This window comes from Aliidiomarina sedimenti (assembly GCF_003986955.1).
GTDB classification, from domain to species: Bacteria; Pseudomonadota; Gammaproteobacteria; order Enterobacterales; family Alteromonadaceae; genus Aliidiomarina; species Aliidiomarina sedimenti.
This window is the reverse complement of sequence record NZ_PIPN01000005.1, coordinates 254,750-273,788: the sequence shown is the minus strand read 5'-3', so window position 1 is coordinate 273,788 and position 19,039 is coordinate 254,750. Positions and strand designations below refer to the sequence as shown.

At 51.6% G+C, this 19,039-nt stretch carries 18 protein-coding genes and 1 tRNA gene; 3 read left to right on the top strand and 16 right to left on the bottom strand.

Annotated features, from left to right (window positions below; genetic code table 11):
* Positions 1-25: 25 nt before the first annotated feature.
* The 3 genes from CWE12_RS11985 to CWE12_RS11975 form a co-directional block, all read right to left on the bottom strand.
* The gene (locus CWE12_RS11985) at positions 26-964 is read right to left on the bottom strand and encodes a PA2778 family cysteine peptidase (protein ID WP_157981974.1); all 939 of its coding nucleotides are present in this window, start codon (positions 962-964) and stop codon (positions 26-28) included.
* 29 nt (positions 965-993) lie between these two features.
* The gene (locus tag CWE12_RS11980; RefSeq protein WP_126789937.1) at positions 994-1,341 is read right to left on the bottom strand and encodes a PA2779 family protein; all 348 of its coding nucleotides are present in this window, start codon (positions 1,339-1,341) and stop codon (positions 994-996) included.
* A 212-nt stretch (positions 1,342-1,553) separates the two neighbouring features.
* A complete protein-coding gene (locus tag CWE12_RS11975; protein ID WP_157981973.1) occupies positions 1,554-1,895 on the bottom strand; it encodes a GreA/GreB family elongation factor in 342 nt (113 codons plus the stop codon).
* Between the two features lie 346 nt (positions 1,896-2,241).
* On the opposite strand from CWE12_RS11975, the gene CWE12_RS11970 reads away from it, so the two are divergent.
* Positions 2,242-2,703 carry a hypothetical protein gene (locus tag CWE12_RS11970; protein ID WP_126789935.1) on the top strand — a complete coding sequence of 154 codons (462 nt, stop codon included), beginning with the start codon at positions 2,242-2,244 and terminating at the stop codon, positions 2,701-2,703.
* Between the two features lie 115 nt (positions 2,704-2,818).
* Here the strand turns inward: CWE12_RS11970 and CWE12_RS11965 are convergent, their stop codons facing one another.
* From CWE12_RS11965 to mutY, 7 genes are all read right to left on the bottom strand, one after another.
* Positions 2,819-6,433, bottom strand: coding sequence for a M1 family aminopeptidase (locus CWE12_RS11965; RefSeq protein ID WP_126789934.1), 3,615 nt, complete (start codon positions 6,431-6,433; stop codon positions 2,819-2,821).
* Positions 6,434-6,463: 30 nt separating this feature from the next.
* Positions 6,464-7,366, bottom strand: a complete 903-nt coding sequence (locus CWE12_RS11960; protein WP_126789933.1) for an ABC transporter ATP-binding protein — start codon at positions 7,364-7,366, stop codon at positions 6,464-6,466.
* A 247-nt stretch (positions 7,367-7,613) separates the two neighbouring features.
* A tRNA-Phe gene (locus CWE12_RS11955) sits at positions 7,614-7,689 on the bottom strand.
* A 120-nt stretch (positions 7,690-7,809) separates the two neighbouring features.
* The gene (locus CWE12_RS11950) at positions 7,810-9,063 is read right to left on the bottom strand and encodes a glutamate-5-semialdehyde dehydrogenase (protein ID WP_126789932.1); all 1,254 of its coding nucleotides are present in this window, start codon (positions 9,061-9,063) and stop codon (positions 7,810-7,812) included.
* A complete protein-coding gene (proB, locus tag CWE12_RS11945) occupies positions 9,060-10,178 on the bottom strand; it encodes a glutamate 5-kinase (RefSeq protein ID WP_126789931.1) in 1,119 nt (372 codons plus the stop codon). The genes CWE12_RS11950 and proB overlap by 4 nt, the downstream gene beginning before the upstream one ends.
* 139 nt (positions 10,179-10,317) lie before the next feature.
* Positions 10,318-10,593 carry an oxidative damage protection protein gene (locus CWE12_RS11940; protein ID WP_126789930.1) on the bottom strand — a complete coding sequence of 92 codons (276 nt, stop codon included), beginning with the start codon at positions 10,591-10,593 and terminating at the stop codon, positions 10,318-10,320.
* A 96-nt stretch (positions 10,594-10,689) separates the two neighbouring features.
* Positions 10,690-11,733, bottom strand: a complete 1,044-nt coding sequence (mutY, locus tag CWE12_RS11935) for an A/G-specific adenine glycosylase (protein WP_198675749.1) — start codon at positions 11,731-11,733, stop codon at positions 10,690-10,692.
* 73 nt (positions 11,734-11,806) lie between these two features.
* Here mutY and trmB point away from each other — a divergent pair, with 73 nt between their 5' ends.
* The gene (gene trmB / locus CWE12_RS11930) at positions 11,807-12,499 is read left to right on the top strand and encodes a tRNA (guanosine(46)-N7)-methyltransferase TrmB (RefSeq protein WP_126789928.1); all 693 of its coding nucleotides are present in this window, start codon (positions 11,807-11,809) and stop codon (positions 12,497-12,499) included.
* On the opposite strand, the gene hemW is transcribed toward trmB, so the two are convergent.
* Complete coding sequence (gene hemW, locus CWE12_RS11925; protein ID WP_126789927.1) at positions 12,496-13,653, bottom strand: radical SAM family heme chaperone HemW; 1,158 nt, start codon at positions 13,651-13,653, stop codon at positions 12,496-12,498. The genes trmB and hemW overlap by 4 nt on opposite strands.
* Before the next feature lie 10 nt (positions 13,654-13,663).
* On the bottom strand, positions 13,664-14,257 hold the full coding sequence (gene rdgB, locus CWE12_RS11920) for an RdgB/HAM1 family non-canonical purine NTP pyrophosphatase (protein ID WP_126789926.1): 594 nt from the start codon (positions 14,255-14,257) through the stop codon (positions 13,664-13,666).
* Positions 14,258-14,440: 183 nt separating this feature from the next.
* Between rdgB and CWE12_RS11915 the strand changes: the two genes are divergently transcribed.
* Entirely contained in the window at positions 14,441-16,168 is a 1,728-nt protein-coding gene (locus tag CWE12_RS11915; protein ID WP_126789925.1) for a potassium/proton antiporter, read from the top strand.
* Positions 16,169-16,260: 92 nt separating this feature from the next.
* Here the strand turns inward: CWE12_RS11915 and CWE12_RS11910 are convergent, their stop codons facing one another.
* The 4 genes from CWE12_RS11910 to CWE12_RS11895 all read right to left on the bottom strand — a co-directional run bounded on the left by CWE12_RS11910 (position 16,261) and on the right by CWE12_RS11895 (position 18,892).
* Complete coding sequence (locus CWE12_RS11910) at positions 16,261-16,713, bottom strand: DUF4426 domain-containing protein (RefSeq protein WP_126789924.1); 453 nt, start codon at positions 16,711-16,713, stop codon at positions 16,261-16,263.
* Positions 16,714-16,762: 49 nt separating this feature from the next.
* Complete coding sequence (locus CWE12_RS11905; protein ID WP_126789923.1) at positions 16,763-17,290, bottom strand: YggT family protein; 528 nt, start codon at positions 17,288-17,290, stop codon at positions 16,763-16,765.
* Positions 17,291-17,353: 63 nt separating this feature from the next.
* A complete protein-coding gene (gene proC, locus CWE12_RS11900) occupies positions 17,354-18,178 on the bottom strand; it encodes a pyrroline-5-carboxylate reductase (RefSeq protein WP_126789922.1) in 825 nt (274 codons plus the stop codon).
* Positions 18,179-18,187: 9 nt separating this feature from the next.
* Positions 18,188-18,892, bottom strand: a complete 705-nt coding sequence (locus CWE12_RS11895) for a YggS family pyridoxal phosphate-dependent enzyme (RefSeq protein WP_420836641.1) — start codon at positions 18,890-18,892, stop codon at positions 18,188-18,190.
* Positions 18,893-19,039 lie beyond the last annotated feature (147 nt).

Here is a 19,039-nt window from a genome sequence, read left to right as displayed (position 1 = left end):
CCATCGCCAGTCAGGCTGTGCAGGGTTAGCCTTGACTGTCCTCTATCGCTTGTTCGATAAGCGCGGGCGCTTGCTGCATGCGTTCGTCGTCGGCAGCCAGCTGAGCGGCTTCGTTCGCGGCGGAGCGAGCAGCATTGAATTTGTTTTGGCGGACTAACGCCCACGCGAGGTTGAAGTAGGTGGCGGCTTGCTCAGGATTGATCTCGATGGCCTGGTAGTAGTTAAACTCAGCATCGCCATAGCGTTGTTGCTGGTAGGCAATGTTGCCTAAGCCGATAAAGCTGGTGGCTTCGCCAGGCCAGGCTTCAGCCGCTGCCTGATACGCTTCGATAGCGATGTCCCAGCGTTGCTGTTGTTCGAGTGGCGCAACCGCTTCGAAATAACGCAATGGCTCGGCACTTTCGGGCAATACTCCTGGTTCAGTCACCACCAGTGCCCAGTAATCGGCCATTTTCCAGGTTCGTTCGAAGCGCCGCAACGACATGATCTCACGTTCGGTAGTACCGGAGCGCAAGACGACTTGCTGGTCCTCAGGGTCGTAGCCAATAACCACAGCGTAATGCCACATCGGCCAGCGAGGCAAACCCAGGTTTTGTAATACCAGAACCGGGTTACCCGCATAAACTTCGGTCATTAATGCGTCCAGGGTGGGAGCCATAACATAAGGAACACGGCTGGCACGGCGGGTCGCACCTAACAACTCCATTTGCAGGCTTCCCTGACGCTCTGGCAGGTAGACCTGATCCGCCAGACGCTCCGGCGTTGCGTCGTCGACACCGCTGACCTGCAATATGGTAGCTAAGGCGGCAGGGCCGCACTGATACGCCTCTTGCGGATGAAAGGGGGTATCGAGAAGTTCGACCGCAGTGGTGTACTGATTGCTTTCAACCAGTTCGTCATACTGCAGCGGCCCGGCGGCGCATGCACTTAATAATAAAGCCCCGAAAAGCACCAGCAGGCGCATCGGGGCTCTAACAGCAAAGTTGCAAAACATTAGCGAATAAGAATCCAAATAATAAAGAGTAGAAGAATAACGGTTACTGCACTTGCACCTGCTGGCAGCTCTTCCATGTCAGCAGTTAATTCCATAATCTCTGCGTCGGTCATGGAATCAATACGGGCCAGGGCTTCTTGTGGGTCAACCCCGTAGCGTACCAATTGCTCCTGGATATCAGCACGCTCCAGTTGCTCGGTCAGTTGGGTTTTATTGATTCCCGCACGCTGTTCAGTGACGATTTCCTGAGTACTGACGATGTCCGCATGAGCGGGCGCGGTGAAGGCGGTATTAAAAACTAATGAGCCGAAGAAAAAAGTCGTGCCATATATCAGTGATTTTTTCATCTGAAATCTCCTTGTTATTGGTCAGCTCTAAATCTAGACCATAATCTCAGTTTTGTCGCCCGCACCACCTTAACTTTCTATCGCTAGGTTTCTGATTAAATTATAAAAAGGGGCCCGAAGGCCCCATACGTCGCTGTTCGACAATAACCCCATTGATGTCAATCTAATGACTTCAAGGCGGCACCCTCCTTACTCGAATGAGCTGAAACCGACTAACTGTCTCCCCGGCGCTGAGCAACGTCGGTAATCATCCAGCGCGACTTACCTTCTGCACAGTCTATGGTGGCGGTATGACCGGGGCGTAAACCGATGAGTGCAGAACCCAGTGGTGATAAAAATGAGATACGTCCCTGCGAAGGTTGACTCAGGCTCGGCTCCACGAGCTGAATTTCAAGTTGTTCAACCCAGTCTAATCGGGTCAGGGTAAGGTAGCTTCCAACTCCGGCCCTGCGTTCAAGGCGGGCGTTGGACGAATTGCTTTGTTCCAGCCGGTTCAGCAAACTGGCCAACGCAACGGGGTCAAGCAACACCTGCTGACTGGTTTCGCTGAACATAGGGTGACGGGGGCAAATTGAGGTTTTGCAATACCTGAACATACGAGCAAGCACGGTATTTCTCCAACCGAACTAACAGTTTTAATCAAGGTAAAAGTTCATAAACGGCAAGCGCCGAAGGACGCCGGATGCAAGGCTGCATCCGGCTTAATTTGGGAAGGTGAGGGCGGTACTCAAAATGGAATAATCGTACTTAAACATAGAATCCTCGCGTAGAGAGGCCATCATAGCCTCAATAATAATAAAGGCAAGCCTGTCACTGTTTAAGTGCGTAAACGTCGCGGCAATAGCGGGAATTCGATAGAATGGCTGCAATTTCAGCTTATTTGCAGGAGTCTGTGCACTGATGATCACCCTGACTAAAAGTAAACAACAACTGATGCGGGGCATGGGGATGACAATTATCGTCGTTGCCGCCCTGGCTTTTTTTATTCTTTCTGACTACCGTGAAACCGGTACTCTTGAGGGCTTCGGCTGGATTGGTTTAGCCGCAATTCTGGCCGGACTGGTGGCAATCGTCCAGCAGTATTATTACTTTAACCGTGAGCCTAAAGTTATTCAGTTGGACCTGGATAGCCGACACGTCATAAACGCTGACACTGGTAAAGTGCTGGCCGATTTTGACAAGGTGACGTTTTTTGCTTTAAGTGCCAATAAAACCAATGCGCTAATCGAGTGTTTTAAAGGCGATAAAATGGTCATGCGCCTCAAGCGTCATTACCAGCTAAACTTACGTATCGCTGATATTCTCGCTAAACACAGTGATGTTGAAGGTGTCGAGCTTAAGCATATTGGCCTCACACGCTAACGACGTTGTTGTCGATGACGCCGTGAGCATAAAAAAACACCCTCATCACTATTTGGTGATGAGGGTGTTTTTAACCAGTCTTCGGCTCGATCAATTGGTCTGTATAAGTACGTTGTTAACGCACCGCGCGCACGTTCTGGCTGACGTCGCGGCTAATCAACTTGACGAAGGGATCGATTCCGGCAAACGCTGGGCGCTCGTCGAGCTCTATCAGGATCTGGTTTTCACCGCGAGAGATTTGGTGCTTCTGTAAATACAGAACGTCATCCGCGTTGCTGATTTGATCCGGGTGCGTGCGCAGTGCTCCAATGTCGAAGCTCTGAGTGAAATCTACCGCCTCTTCCTGCCCCATGGAGTCCGCTTCCAGTTTTTGTGCATCAATAGTCAGGCTAAGTTGCCAGCGACCATTGTCGAGTTCGGTCAGTTCAGCGTCCGTGGTTTGCAGCTCAAAGAGCACGATGCGCTCAAACATATCGGTGATCAGCACCTGTTGTTCGTCCGTAGCCTGTTCACGTAGCAAACGGATCAAATCCCGCGTATTCGGATATGGCTGGTGCTCATACTGGAACTCATCAATCAGGTTACGCAGCGCGGTATTGACTGCGTCTTCACCAAGGTAGTCGCGTAGTGCATACATGACCAACGAACCTTTCTGGTAATAAATGTAAGCCTGGCTTTCTACCTGATACAGAGGCGACTCTCCGATCACATCAAAGCTTCGTGCTGACAGGTAACGGTCAAGCTCACGTTTGAGGAAGCGACGCATCGCCTCTTTACCATAGGTACGTTCCATCACCATTAAGGCGCCGTACTGAGATAAGGTTTCACTTAATACCTGACCGCCTTGCACGTTCCCCGGGGTGATTTGGTGGGCAAACCATTGGTGGGCAACTTCGTGGGCGGTCACGTAATAGGCGAAATCAATACTTTCTTCGTCCCGCAGATCGAGGGCGAAGCCCATATTTTCCGAAAACGGCACCGTGTTGGGGAACGCCTGAGCAAAACTACGATACGGGAACTCAATGATCCGCAACTGACGATGCTGATAAGGACTGAAATTGGCGTTAAAATAATCCAGTGAGTCCTTCACCCCATCAATCATACGGGGCACATTCATGTCATGACGGGCATGGTGATACACGCTAATGGCAACGCCGTTATGCTCGTCCTCAGTGATCTCCAGATCCGCAGACATCAGGTTAAAGAAGTTGAGGATTGGCGCGTCCATCGCATAGCGGAAATACGCCCGTTCACCATCCTCCCATTGCTCGGTTAAGTACCCGGGTGCAATCGCAGTCTGACCTAGATCTGTAGAGACCAGCACATTGAAATCAATGTAATGGGTATGTCCGGTAAAGGCATTGATTCTGTTTTGCGCTTCATCGTCCAGATCGGGGAGCGGATGACGGGCAGGCAGATCCCGTTTTCGTCGTTCGTGGCGGTCCTGCAATTCGGCACTGGCCTGATAGCCCAAAGCTGGGAGCAGCTGGTAGTTATTAATAAAGGTGCCGTTGTGCAGCAGGCTAAGGTCATTGCCACTGTCGACAAAGCCCTGGTTAGTGCGTTCGACTCTGAAACTCATCCGGGTTTGGTCGCCAGGGGCAAATGGTGTGTCGAACTCCACCCACTGACTGTTAAACCGTGGATCCAGATTGCCGACCTGAGCCCCGTCAACCTGTATTTCAGCGTTGCTGGCACGCGAACCATGCTGTGGAAGTTGCACTAAGAGACGTTCGATGGGCTCCTCAGTCTGGTTCTGCAGACTGTATTCACCAACTGCAACCGCGCTTCGCTGCTGTGGATAGAGTTCTACTTCAAGCTCCACCGCAGTGATCGAAGGCACTGCCATGTCATGGTAAGGGCGAAGCTCCTTTTCGTATTCAGCGCTTAGATCCATGCGCTGTTTCGATGGGGTGAACTCGTTGAGAACCCGGGTGTTATGCACAATCACTGTGCCTGCAATAACGAACGCCAGCAAGCCAGCACTGACCATAGCGCCACCAGACCAGCCCAGTTTACTTAACAGTCGTTGGCTGCGGTCTTTCAGGCTGGCCTCGGACCCGCGTCGCCATAAGGTGTAGGCGAGGACGGCAAGCACCAGTGTTAACCCACCCCAGTAGAGCATGTACCAAAGTTGCGGCGTAAGGTAATGGCCATAGCCATTAATATCACTGTACATGTGTCCCGGTGATGCGGAGAAGGAATACATATTGTGCTCTAAGCCGATTGAACTCAGGGTCATCTGCACAATGATGAACACCACCATAATGCCTATACCGGCAAACTTGTTCGGGCTCAGTACCTGGACAAAAATAGCCAGCACTGCGGTCATCAGCATTGGTAACACGTACCACAGACCTAAACGCAACGCATACTGCCCCAACTCGAGATAGGCCATGCCTTTACTCAGCTGATACAACACAGTGACCACTACGGCTGCAAGACACAAACCTACCAGCACCACCAAAAGACCGGCGAGTTTGGAGAGGAAAAACACCGAACTATGGGCCGGAGTGGCATCGACAATATCGCCCATCCCACTCTGGCGCTCGCGCCAGACACTTTCAGCACTGTAGTAAGTCACCACAACCAGAGCGAGCAGTGAGGTTGCATTCATCACCTCATCCACCATCAGTCGGGTAAACGGCCAGCTCGCGGTGCCATAGGCTGTGTTGGCTTCCAACAGTAATGCAGCCCCCAGCATGATCATAGTGATCAACAGCAAAATGATAAAAGGTGCACTTTTGGCGATTTGACTGACTTCAAAGCGAGTCTGTCGCACCAGTTGTGGCCACCAGCTGGTAAAACCGCGCTGCTGCTGCACCTGCGGGAGATCCAGTTGGACCGCTGCAGAGATACTACTGAATGAAGCTGCAGAGACGGTATTTTGTTGTAGCTGTTTTTGCCGTTTGCGTGCGCTGCGGCCAGTAAGTGGCCGGCGGGGATCAAGGGTAAACTGGCAGACGCCAATGATGAGTGCAGCCAGGCCGAGCCAAAGCAGGCGGTTGTAGAGTAAGACGCCGTCGAAGCTAACAATCTCGGTATTGCGCTCAATCGCAGTCCAGTAACGGGTCAGCTCCATGTAAGCCGAGCTGGCAAAAGGATCAACCAAGGCAGCAATAGTCCGGTGCTCGGGCTCACTGAGTAGTCCACCGGATATCAAATAGAGCACGAAAAAGGCGACTACGCCGAGATACATTCCCATCATTGAACGACTAAACATCGCCAATGCGTAAAATAAAACCGCGCAAAAGAGCAGGCTAGGGGCGACCAGAACGACAACCGGCCACACGTAATAGGCGATAACGGTTGGACCGAAGCGCTCCGCGTCGACCCACGGCATTAAACTGCCTAGCAGCAACCCCAGAGGAATGGCACAGAACACCAGCATGGTGATCAGATATGCCCCAGTCAGCCGGCCCCATAAATAGGCGCCACGAGGCACTGGGGTGGCCAGAATAATACCGTCCATACGGCAGCTGACATCACGCGTGGCGGTGTTACCAACAAAGTTTGCCACCACAAACATGCCAAACAGGCTGAATACCACCATGGCGATGGCCAGGAACCATGGCCCGTTTTGCAGGATATTCGGCCCGCCGACGGCAATTTGTACATTATCGATAGTCATCGCCAGGAAGGCGAGCAGAAAGAATAACGCGCTGACGATATAAAATGACGGCAGGCGTCTTAAGTAGCTCCATTCAGAAGCAACGAGTTTTAACCACATAGCTGTATCTCCGTATCGGTTAGTGCGCGGTTAAGCAGCGTTGCTCTGAGTGTTTGAGTTTTGCTGACGTACACGATGCAAGGTAGCAAAATAAACGTCTTCGAGATCTGGGGCCACAGCTTCGAAGCCTGCACCGGGACTCTCACTGGCCAGCACGTGAAGCACACTACGCCCGCCCTGAAGACGACTGGAGATGACCGGGAAGTTCTCCATGGTGGTTGCCATGTCTTGCTTATCTACCGTGGTGCGCCAGATTTGTCCGTTTAACTCGTTGGTTAAAACCTGCGGTTCGCCTTCTAACTGAATTCGACCCTCAGCCAATACCGCCATGCGCGGACAAAGGTCAGCGACGTCCTCAACAATATGGGTCGAGAGGATCACGACTTTATGCTGGCCAATATCAGCCAGCAGGTTATGAAAACGATTACGCTCTTCGGGGTCGAGGCCCGCCGTAGGCTCATCAACAATAATTAACTTAGGGTCACCAATCAGTGCCTGCGCTATCCCAAAGCGCTGGCGCATGCCACCAGAAAAAGTAGCGACTGCTTTTTTGCGTACCTGATGAAGGTTGGTTTGTTCCAGCAAGCGGTCGACCAGCGCTTTGCGTTCTTTATTGTTTGTCACCCCTTTTAATACCGCAATATGATCCAGCAACTGATAGGCGCTGATTCTCGGATAGACGTTAAAGTCCTGTGGCAGGTAGCCCAGGGTGGCACGAATTTGCTGGGGTTGCTCAGCCACATTGATACCATCAAATACAATCTCGCCGCTGTCAGCGCCCTGTAATGTGGCGATGGTACGCATCAGTGATGACTTACCTGCGCCGTTCGGGCCTAAAAGGCCGAACATACCAGCTGGAATATCCAGGCTGACATTGTCCAGTGCCTTGACTTGATTGCCATAGGTTTTTGATAAATTGCGAATGCTGAGCATGAGTGAGTCCCTTTGTTTAAATTATGGTTTTGCTGTTGTGTTAGGGCGAAGCCGAATTTTTAACCAACGGGAACTATGCCTTACTTGGCGTTGAGCAGGGAGAGAAAGTTGTGAAAAAATTGTAACCAGTTGTAAGGGGGCAAAGCAAAGAGTGGGGGTGAAATGCATGGATGCATTTCATAATCGAAGATGACGCCGAGGACACAAACGAAAAAGCCTGTCCAAATGGACAGGCTTCCTTAAATAATGGTGCCCGGAGGCGGAATCGAACCACCGACACGAGGATTTTCAATCCTCTGCTCTACCGACTGAGCTATCCGGGCATGCCAGGTTTCAAGCCTTTAGGGGCTAAAAACGAGGGCGTATTAAACGTTTTTTTACGCCCTCTGTCAAGGCTTGCAACCAGTTACATGGCGCGAATGCCTAGTTAATAGGCAAAACACTTACTCGCGAATTTGCCCGGTGCCAGTAACCACGAATTTTTCGGTGGTTAGTGACTGCAGACCCATAGGGCCGTAGGCATGGAGTTTTGAGGTCGAAATACCGATCTCTGCACCTAAACCTAACTGACCGCCATCTGAGAAGCGTGACGAGGTATTCCACATAGTCACGGCGGAGTCGACGATCTGAATAAAGCGTTTTGCTGTGGCTTCATTTTCGGTACAGATAACGTCGGTATGGCCGCTGGAGAATTCCTGAATATGCTCAATGGCATGGTCAAAGTCGCGCACTTCACGCACTGCGATTTCTAATGCCAGATACTCTTCACCAAAGTCGCTGTCAGCAATCGCTTCTGCACCATCAAAGTACTTGATTGAGTTGTTGCAGGCATGCACTTTTACGTTCTTCTCTGCCAGAGCTTTGGCTGCCATTGGGAAGAACTTGTCAGCCACTGCCGAATGGACCAGCAGGCCTTCAAGAGCATTGCAGACACCAGTGCGCTGGGTTTTGCCGTTAAGCAGTAACGCCAGAGCTTTATCCAGATCCGCATCTTTATCGACGTATAAGTGGCAGACCCCTTTATAGTGCTGAATGACCGGAATCTTGGAGTTATCGCTGACATAATGAATCAGGCCTTCGCCGCCACGCGGAATAACCAGATCAATGTAGTCGCTTTGCTGCAGTAGATCGGCCATTAGCTGACGATCCGGGGTCGGCACCACGGTAATCACGTCTTCCGGTAAGCCAGAATCACGCAATGCTTTATGCATGGCTGCAGCGATAACCTTTGAGCTGCCCAGTGCTTCACGACCACAACGCAGAATGACCGCGTTGCCGGATTTAAAGCATAACGCACCGGCGTCAGCCGTTACATTTGGACGGGCTTCATAGATCATGCAGATGACACCCAGTGGAATACGCATTTTGTCGATGCGCATACCGTTTGGACGCTCTTCCAGTAAGTAACTTTCACCTACCGGATCGGGCAGGGCGATAAGCTCTTCGAGTGCGGTAGCCATGCCTTCGATGCGTTCATCGTTTAGCTCAAGGCGGTCCATCATTGACTCATCGAGTCCTTTTTCGTGACCAGCCTCCAGGTCCTTTTTATTTTCGGCAAGGATTAGATCCTTGTCAGCGCGGATGGCATCAGCCATACGCTGCAATACCTGGTTCTTTTCATCAGTGGTCAGGTTAGCCACGGCGCGTGCTGCTTTCGCTGCACGTTGCGCAATTTGTTCTGCTGAAACGTTACTCATGAATGCTTCTCCATTAACATTAGGTCGTCACGGTGAATCACTTCGCTGATTGGGCTGTAACCGTATTGCTCGGCAATTTCCGAGTCGGTTTGGCCTTTAATATGCATCAGCTCGTGCGCACTGTAGCGGCATATACCTTTCGCGATGGTGTCCGTACTTTCGGCGCTACGCACCAGCACTGCATCACCGCGATCAAAGTTGCCCTGAATATCAACGATATCTGAGCTTAGTAGACAACCACCTTCTACACGAAGGTTTTCTACTGCCGCTGAGTTGATTAACAACTCGCCCTGAGCAACCAGGGTATGGCGCAACCAGTGCTTCTTGTTGGACAATGGATTTTCTTTTGCTTTCAACAAGGTTCCAGGGTTTTCATTGCGTAATAAGGTTTCAAAGGTACTCCCTTTGCGCCCGTTCACAATGTAAGTATCTATACCGTGGGTAGTGGCCTTCTCAGCGGCTTCGATTTTAGTTCGCATGCCGCCGGTGCCCACTGCACTGGCAGAACCGCCAGCCAGGGCATAGATACTTTCATCAATTTCTTCGATCACCGGGATCAAAGTTGCATCTTTATGCTTGTTCGGGTCTTTATCGTATACGCCGTTGATATCGGAACAGATAAAGTAGGCATCGGCATCAACTACGGTAGCCACCATGGCTGCCAAATTGTCGTTATCACCGACCTTCAGGTCATCGGTTCCCAGCGCATCGTTTTCGTTGGCAATCGGCAAAATGCCGTGTTCCAGGAGCGTATTAATGGTGTTGCGAACACTGACATAACGTTCGCGTTCACGCAGGTCGTCATGGGTCATCAGAACCTGGGCGCATGGAAAATCAAAAAGGCGCGACCAGCTTTCCATTACATGGTTCTGCCCGACGGCAGCCATGGCTTTCTTTACAATGACGGGAATGGGTTTTTGATCAATATTGAAGTGGTGTCGGCCTGCGGCGACTGAGCCAGAGGATACCAATACAACTTCTTGCCCGCGTTCACGCGCTTCAATAATAAAACGAGCGATTGCTAAAAGGTATTTTGAACTACAGCCGTTGCCATCTGGCGCAATAAGAGCACTACCGACTTTGATTACTGCTCTTCGCCAGCTTGGGATTTTCATAGAGACTCCCTGTTGGTTTAAGGTGACCGCATGGTACCACAGCTGACCTTACCTGACCAGCTCGGCATCCACGGAAGTCATTGCTTGTCAATAATTTTTCGACGAATTTAACGTAAATTTGACGAAGTTATGCCCAGCTTTACTTCGCTTCCGGAGGCGTATAGCCATCGATCTCGATGTCTTTGCCTTCAAATAAAAAAGCTTCCATTTCTTTGCTCAGGTAGGCCCTGGCGTCCGCATCCATCATATTCAGGCGTTTTTCATTAATTAACATAGTTTGCTTGTGCTGCCAGGCGGCCCAGGCCTCTTTTGATATATGCTGGTAAATTCGTTGTCCAAGCTCACCTGGATACATTTGAAAATCCAGACCTTCAGCATCGCGTTGCAGATACTGGCAAAATACCGTTCGGGTCAAAATGGCGTCTCCACTACTTATACGTATTTTTAGTTAGTTAACCTAGGTATGAGGCTTGTGGTGAAAAAAAGCAAGGGAAGCCAACCAAGGTTATAGTTAGTTTGTATCATCTTTGTTTAATGCTTTCATATCATTGATGAAATTACGAATCGGTGTAGGTAGCCCAACGCTGTCCAGTTGGTCCAGCGGGTACAACCGCTGCGCGTTGGCGGCTTCTGCTACCGAGTTGAGTTGGTGTGCCCAGACTTTGGCCTGTAAGCGGTAATGACTGAACTCGTGAGTGAACTCACCCACCAGACGTGCAGTGCAGGGTTGCTCCGGTAGTTGAGGGATACACCATAGTCCGCCCCAAATTCCAGGGCTCTGCCGTTTTTCCAGCATTAATTCAGTAGCTGACACGGTGTCATTAATAAGCCAGGCGAAATGCGCGTCTTTGACTGGTTTGGTTTTGCGCTTCTTCGCCGACGGCAGTTCACCAATTTTATTTTGTTGGAATGCAAAACAGGTTTCCTGCAACGGACAGCGCTGGCATTCAGGGTTACTCTTTTTGCAGAGTGTTGCACCAAGGTCAAGCACCCCCTGACTATAGCGCTCACTCTGGTTCTCCGGAGTGAGCAGTTCTGCGTGTTGCCACATCGTTTTATTAACTGCACTACTATTGGGCTCACCATAAATAGCGAACAACCGTGCATAGAGCCGTTTTACATTGCCATCGACTATGGGTCCGTAGTTGCTAAATGCAAAGGAGCGGATGGCACCCGCGGTATAGCGGCCAACCCCGGGAATATCGTTTAATGACTTAAGGTCATCAGGGTAGTGTCCAGCATGTTGCTCGATCAGGTGTTGTGCCGCTTTGCGTAAGTTTCGTGCCCGCGAGTAGTAGCCGAGGCCCTGCCAGTGGGCCATAACCTCGTCTTCACTGGCGTTGGCTAGCGCAGATAAAGTTGGGAAGTCTGCCATCCAGCGCTGAAAATATGGAATAACCGTAGTCACCTGGGTCTGTTGCAACATGATCTCGCTGACATGCACCCGGTACGGCGTTACGTCCTGTTGCCAGGGTAAGTCATGGCGACCGTGCTCAGCCTGCCAGTTGATGACTTGCTGACGAATATGGTGAACCTGAAAAGGGGTAAGAGGCATCTTGACTTGTTTTTCCCGTGCTAAACCGCATAATGACGAGCTTTTGAACAGTGTAACAGGTTTAAAAACCGCCATGAACGAGCAAACTGAGAAATTTACCCACCGTATTCGTAGCTTTGTAAAGCGGGAAGGGCGCCTGACCAAGGGCCAGGCCGCCGCGCTGGAACGTCAATGGCCAGGCAAAGGTTTACAGCACCAGGCTGACGGCATCGACTTCGACAAGGCGTTCGGTCGCCCCGCACCGCTGGTACTGGAGATCGGCTTTGGTATGGGTCATTCGTTGGTGGAAATGGCCAAGGCCGACCCGGACAGTAACTACATTGGTATTGAAGTACACGGGCCGGGAGTAGGCGCCTGCCTGATGGAAGCTGAAGCCCAGGGTGTGGAAAACCTGCGCATATTTCAGCATGACGCGGTGGAGATTCTGCAGGACTGCGTGGCAGACGAAAGTCTGGCTAAAATTCAGGTCTTCTTCCCCGATCCCTGGCACAAGAAACGCCATCATAAGCGTCGCTTGATCCGGCCTGAGTTCGTTCAGTTAATGCATGCAAAGCTGCAACATGGCGGTATTCTGCATCTGGCCACTGACTGGGAAAACTATGCCGAGCACATGCTTGAAGTGATGCAGGGCGAGCAAGGCTGGGACAACCTGTCAGCGAACGGTGATTATGTTCCGCGGCCGGATTCACGCCCGTTGACCAAATTTGAACAGCGTGGACAGCGTTTAGGCCACGGCGTTTGGGACTTGCAGTTCAAAAAGAGCTAAACCTCGACCAGTTCGGTTAATATGCTGTTCAGATAGAGGCGGCCACGCGGCGTTGTTTGCCAGTGGTCGCTTTTATTGGTCAGTAAACCCTGTTGAATCGATTTTTTAAGAACCTGATCAGCGTCTTCCAGTGACAAACCTGTGTAGTCGACAAAGCTGCTTTTCAACGCCGGTTCGAGTAAACGTAACTGATTCATAAAGAACTCGAACACGCGCTCTTTTTTTGCCACATCCCAACTGCGATATAAATACGGTCGGCTTAAATCAAGGTAGCCGCGTGGGTGTTTGACCTTTTCAGTGCGCAAAATGCGGTTTTCTGCGGGTAAGGTCACCTTGCCGTGGGCCCCGCAGCCGATTCCAAGATAGTCACCGAAGCGCCAGTAATTCAGATTATGCTGGCCGCGGTGGCCGGTTTTTCCGTACGCACTCACTTCGTACTGCTCGTAGCCGGCGGCTGCAAGCCGTTGATGGCCCTGTTCGTATATATCCCACAGGGTATCGTCATCGGGCAGTGTGGGTGGCTGGCTGGCGAACAGGGTATTGGGTTCGATGGTCAGCTGATACCAGGAAATGTGTGGGGGCTGGAGGGCAATAATGCCGTCCAGATCGCTGATTGCCTCGGCTTCGGTTTGATCAGGCAGACCATGCATCAGGTCAAGATTAAAACTACTGAGCAGACCTTGCTGACGTAGTTCACCCGCCAGTTCTGCGGCGGCACGTGCCTGAGCCGGGTCATGAATTCTGCCTAAGCGTTTTAGATGCTGTTCGATCAGGCTCTGCACACCAATCGAGAGCCGGTTAACACCGCCTTTGCTGAAACCGGCAAAACGCTCAGCTTCAAAGGTGCCCGGGTTTGCTTCAAGGGTGATTTCTATATCGTCGGCGAACGGAATTAACCCCTCAACCTCATGCAGTAAGCGCGCTATGCCATCTGCACTGAACAGGCTAGGCGTGCCGCCGCCAACAAAGATACTTTGCAACGGTCGGCCCTGAACCCATTTCAAGTCCGCGCGCAGATCATCAAGCAGGCAATTGATATAGGCTTGTTCGGGGATCACCTCTGGTTGGGCGTGTGAATTGAAATCACAGTACGGGCATTTCTGCACACACCAGGGGATGTGGATATAAAGGCTAAGCGGAGGCAGTTTAAGCATAAGGTCCTGGTTACAATAAACGGCGCAATTGCGCCAGTGCTTTGCCGCGGTGACTGAGCATACGCTTGTCTTCAGGGCTCAGTTCGGCCGCACTGCAGCCTTTTTCCGCGACAAAAAATACCGGGTCATAGCCGAAACCGCCGTCCCCGGCAGGGGTATCCAGAATTCGTCCTTCCCATTCACCCTGACAGATAATAGGGGTCGGGTCGTTTGCATGCTGCATAAAAACCAGTGCACAGATGAAACGAGCGGTACGGGCGTGCAACGCAACGCCGTCCAGTTGCTCAAGTAATTTGCTGACGTTGTCCGTGTCACTGGCCCCGACACCGGCAAAACGTGCTGAATAAATACCCGGCGCTCCGCCTAACGCATCAACGGCCAGGCCGGAGTCATCCGCTAAAGCCGGAAGCCCTGTCTGTTCACAAGCGTGGCGTGCTTTGAGAATGGCATTTTCGACGAAGGTTAAACCGGTTTCTTCAACATCACTGAAGTTCCACTCGCTTTGCGGCCGGACCTGCCACCCCATAGGGGCCAGCAAGGCATCAAGCTCTTTCACCTTTCCTTTATTGCTGGTGGCAAGTACGATGGATTTAGTTGCTGTCATATGGCTGGCTCACCCATTGGCTACACTGAAATGTGGTCAGTATACCCTGAAAGCGCAGCGGCGAAAATGGAAGCTATGGCGTATTATGCTAATATGCTATATCAAAATGAGTTATTAGACGTAAAATGCTTTAAGGCGCAAATTAAGTTCCGCAGAAATTTTAACTAGGGTGATTACCTGTTCATGGATGTTGTTAATCTTATTATCTTTGCCGCCGGGGCCATGCTGGTTGTCAGCATTCTGGCGAGTATCGTTTCGGCCCGGTCCGGGGCACCGCTGTTGTTGGTGTTCCTGGTCATTGGCATGCTCGCTGGCGAACAGGGTATTTTAGGCATCGAGTTTGATAACCCGGATATTGCGCTACTGATTGGTTCCATCGCCTTAGTCATTATTCTGTTCGACGGGGGAATGCGCACCCACCCAGAACGCTTCCGTGTCGCGCTCGCTCCTGCGGCAACCCTTGCTTCGGTCGGCGTTATCATCACCTGCGTTATTACTGGGTTGGCTGCGGCCTTTCTGTTCAATCTCAGCTGGACCGAAGGGCTTTTGCTGGGTGCTATTTTAAGTTCTACAGACGCCGCCGCGGTGTTCTCAATTTTCCAGTCGCAGGGTCTGCGGATTAAAGAGCGGGTTGCATCGACCCTCGAAATTGAATCCGGTAGTAACGACCCCATGGCGGTTATTCTAACGGTGACCCTGGTTTCCGTATTGGCCGCGCCAGATACCAAACTGGGCCCTATGGTGGTGGTGCATGTCATACAGCAAGCGGTTGTCGGCGCATTAGTGGGGTATCTCAGTGGTCGTCTGTTTGTGTATGCCTGTCGTAAACTGCCGTTAAGCTTCGCGTTTTTTCCGTTGCTGGCAGTCGGCGGTGCAATTATGGTCTACGCCATTACCGCGAAACTTGGCGGCAGTGGTTTCCTCGCAGTGTATTTGATGGGCTATCTGATCGGTAACGCGCGCCTGCCTCAGGTGATGCATATTCTGCGCGTGCATGACGGACTGGCCTGGCTGAGTCAGATTGTGATGTTCCTGATGCTTGGGATCCTGATGACTCCATCGTCAATCTTCGAAGTTGGCATTCCTGCATTGGTATTGGCCGCGGTGCTAATTCTGGTCGCCCGTCCGCTGGCGGTGTTCGTTAGCTTGCTGCCGTTCCGCTTTCCCTGGCGCGACCAGGTGTTTATCAGCTGGGTCGGCTTACGCGGCGCGGTACCCATTGTACTGGCGTTGTTCCCCTGGATGGCCGGGCTGGAAAACCAGCAACTGTATTTTGAAATTGCCTTCTTCGTGGTGCTGGTATCGCTGATGGTTCAGGGCTGGAGTATTTTGCCGGTGGCACGCTGGCTCAAGCTCGAGGTTCCGCCGGAGCCCGAACCTAATTATCGGATGCCCCTGGATATGGTGCCGGGCAATGACGTGCTCGAAGTAGCCGCGTTTAAAATTGAAGACGACACTCCGGCCTGTGATCACCACTGGGATGAAATTAGCATTTCAGTGCCGGTTGAATTTGTTGGCCTGATCCGTGACGACAGCTGGATCCGACGCCTGTCAAACCCGCTTATCAGTGCCGGGGATACTGTTCTGGTGATGGCGAAACAAACCGACCTGCGTAAGATTTCCGATGTGCTTGCATCCAGTGGCACTGCGAAAGGGGTCACCAAATCAAGCTTCTTTGGTGACTTTGTGCTAAATGCCGACGTTAAATTGCAGGACTTAACGGTGTTCTACGCGTTACCCAGTGATACACCGGAAGATTTACAGCAGAGCATTGATGATGTGATCCGCAAACGTTTCCGCCGCCGTGTGGTAGTAGGGGATAACGTGATCCTGGGCAACCTGGTGCTGACCGTACGTGATGTGGCTGAGAATGGCGATATTCTGAAAGTGGGTGTGAAGCCCACGAGTTAGTGGGCTTCATTCAATGCTTGTGGTTTCCGATGCGCGTTCACTGCACGTTAACTACACGTTAACTGCGCGTTTACTGCACGGTATGCGCGCCGTTACTGACGATAGAAAGTGTGGTTAAAGGTGAGTGTTTGCTCATCGGTGCCGCTACGGATGGTAACAAAGAAACGTAAGGTGTCTTCGCGACCGTGAGGAACCTGGGCAATGTAATAGATGGCGTCACCATCGGCATGGCGACTAAAGGTCAGATTGCGACGCTGGCCAGGCTCGTTTAGCGTATAACCGGTCACCTGAACACGCTGCGCCTGTCGCTCCTCAGACGTTGCATCTAACACCGAAATGTTCACAACCCCCTGCGAGTTACTCCGTGTCAGCTGATAACGGGTGGCGATTTCAGGCAGCAAAAAGGTGCTGGGGAAGGCGCTGTAATGCACCTCCCAGTCACCCAGTCGCTGGTAGGTCTGCCCATCATCTTCACCCTGTTGCCCATACAGCGAGGTGCTGAATAAGCTCAATACAACTAAACAGCCTAGCCAAATCTGTTTCATCGCTGTGTTACTCCTGTTTTGACGTTAACGGCTCTCACTCGAGTCCTGATCAGAAACCGATCCAGATACGGAGAAACTGGATCACCAGCAGCACCACGATCACCGACAGATCGAGCCCGCCAATCGGGGGGATAATCCGACGCACAGGGCGCAGTACGGGTTCAGTCAACTGGTGCATGACAAGTTCCAGCGGATTACTGCCGCTACTGAACCAGCTCAAAATGGCGCGAATAAAGATAATCCAGAACATCAGCTGGAGCACGGTTCCGATAAAGAACTGCACGCCTGCCACAATTAACACCATGATGTCGGCATTTACGCCCATCATGCTGGCGCGGATATAGATAGCTATCATGCTCAATACCAGGGCCAGCAGTAAAGCCGCTAAATCAAGGCGCCCCGGAGAGGGGATCAGCCGATGCAGCGGGCGCAGAATTGGGTCGGTGATTTTAACCACAAACTGACTCAATGGATTGAAGTAATCGGCGCGCGCTAGTTGCAGCCAGATGCGCATGGTAACCGCCATAATATATAGCGTGAATAGCGTCTGAATTAAAAAAAGTAAGCCTTCGTTCATGGTAAAGCCCTGTAGTGAATTAAATATCTGGTTAGGGTTGCACGGCGCACCTGTACCACTTTGTTAAAACAGTTTGGCCATTTCCTGGTTGCGTGCAACGGCCGCTTTGACTGCATCTGCTGAAATTTTATCGAGCTTCGCGTTCTGATAGACTTCAACACCTTTGGCCGTGGAACCGCCTTTACTGGTCACTTGCTTGCGCAGGTCGACGAGTGACAGTTCACTTTGGCTGGCCATTGAGGCTGCGCCCAATGCGGTCTGCTGAACCATTGCCCGGGCATCCTCGGTAGAGAAACCAAGTTCTTCGGCCACCTGTTGCAAGCCTGCCATAAATTCAAAGAAATACGCAGGACCGCTGCCGGCGACCGCGCCCAGCACGTCAATACCATCTTCGTCTGAAACCCAGATGGTTTTGCCGACGTAGTCGAAGACTTCGGTGACGAAGTCTTTGTCACTCTCAGTGACCTGGCTGTCGGCTGCTAATCCGGACACGCCTTCACCGACCAGGGACGGCGTATTTGGCATCACCCGGATCATACGAACATCGTCGCCCAAATATTGATGGTACTTTTCGATACGAATACCAGCCGCAATAGTAATCACCAGTTTCTCTGCCAGATTGGGCAAGTTCTCGCGTAAGTGAGCGCAAACATCAGCCATCAACTGAGGTTTAACTGACAACACGATGACGTCCGCTTTACTGGCAACCTCAATATTATCCTGGGAGGTCTGAATACCGTGTTTTTCTTCCAGGATGTCGAGCTTTGGACGGCTCGGGTTGCTGGCGAAAATAGAGCTGGCCGGATAGCCGCCGCGGACCATACCGCCAATGATACTTTGTGGCATGTTACCTGCGCCAATAAATGCAATAGTACGGGTGTTAGCCATGAAAAATCCTTATGCTTGTCGTTTACCGAAAATAGAAGTGCCAATACGAACCATTGTTGAGCCGTGCTCAATAGCTGGCTCAAGATCATTGCTCATGCCTAATGATAGCGTATCGACCTGAGGATAGTGGGTTTGTAACTGTTTGAATGCGTTGGCCAGAGCGTTGAAGCTTTGCTGTTGTTGTGCGTTGCTGGCATCGGCTGCAGGAATAGCCATCAGACCCCGCAGCCGGAGCCGGGGAAGCTGTGCTAGCTGAGCGGCAAAATCGGCGATGTCGTCGATGGCAATCCCGGCTTTGCTTGCTTCATTATCGATATTAACCTGAATCAGAACCTGCAAGGGTGCTTGGCCATCGCTGCGCTGGTCGTTTAACCGGCGTGCAATTTTGAGACGGTCGAGGCTTTGCATCCAGGCAAAATTGTCAGCTACCAGCTTGGTTTTATTGGACTGCAGCGGACCGATGAAATGCCAGACGATATCCGATAAGTCAGCAAGTTCAGCTATTTTATCGACCCCTTCCTGGACATAGTTTTCGCCAAAGTCCCGCTGCCCCGCCTGATAGGCGGCACGAACTGCCGAGGCTGGTTTGGTTTTACTCACCGCCAGAATACGCACTGACTGCGGCGCTCTGCAGGCCTGTTCACAAGCCGTCTGAACTCGTCGCTGCTGCTCTGCTAACGCTGTGGCAATCGCCTCTGAATCAGCCATTGTCATCGGTTTTCCTCTAGCGAATCAATTGCTTTCCACTAGGATAATAACATTAACGCGGCGATTTCTCAGGCTCATTTTTGAACCGCAATGTAGGCTCTGAATGCCCTTTACTGCGCCGAAGACTCCACCCATACAGGCGTAACCAACAAC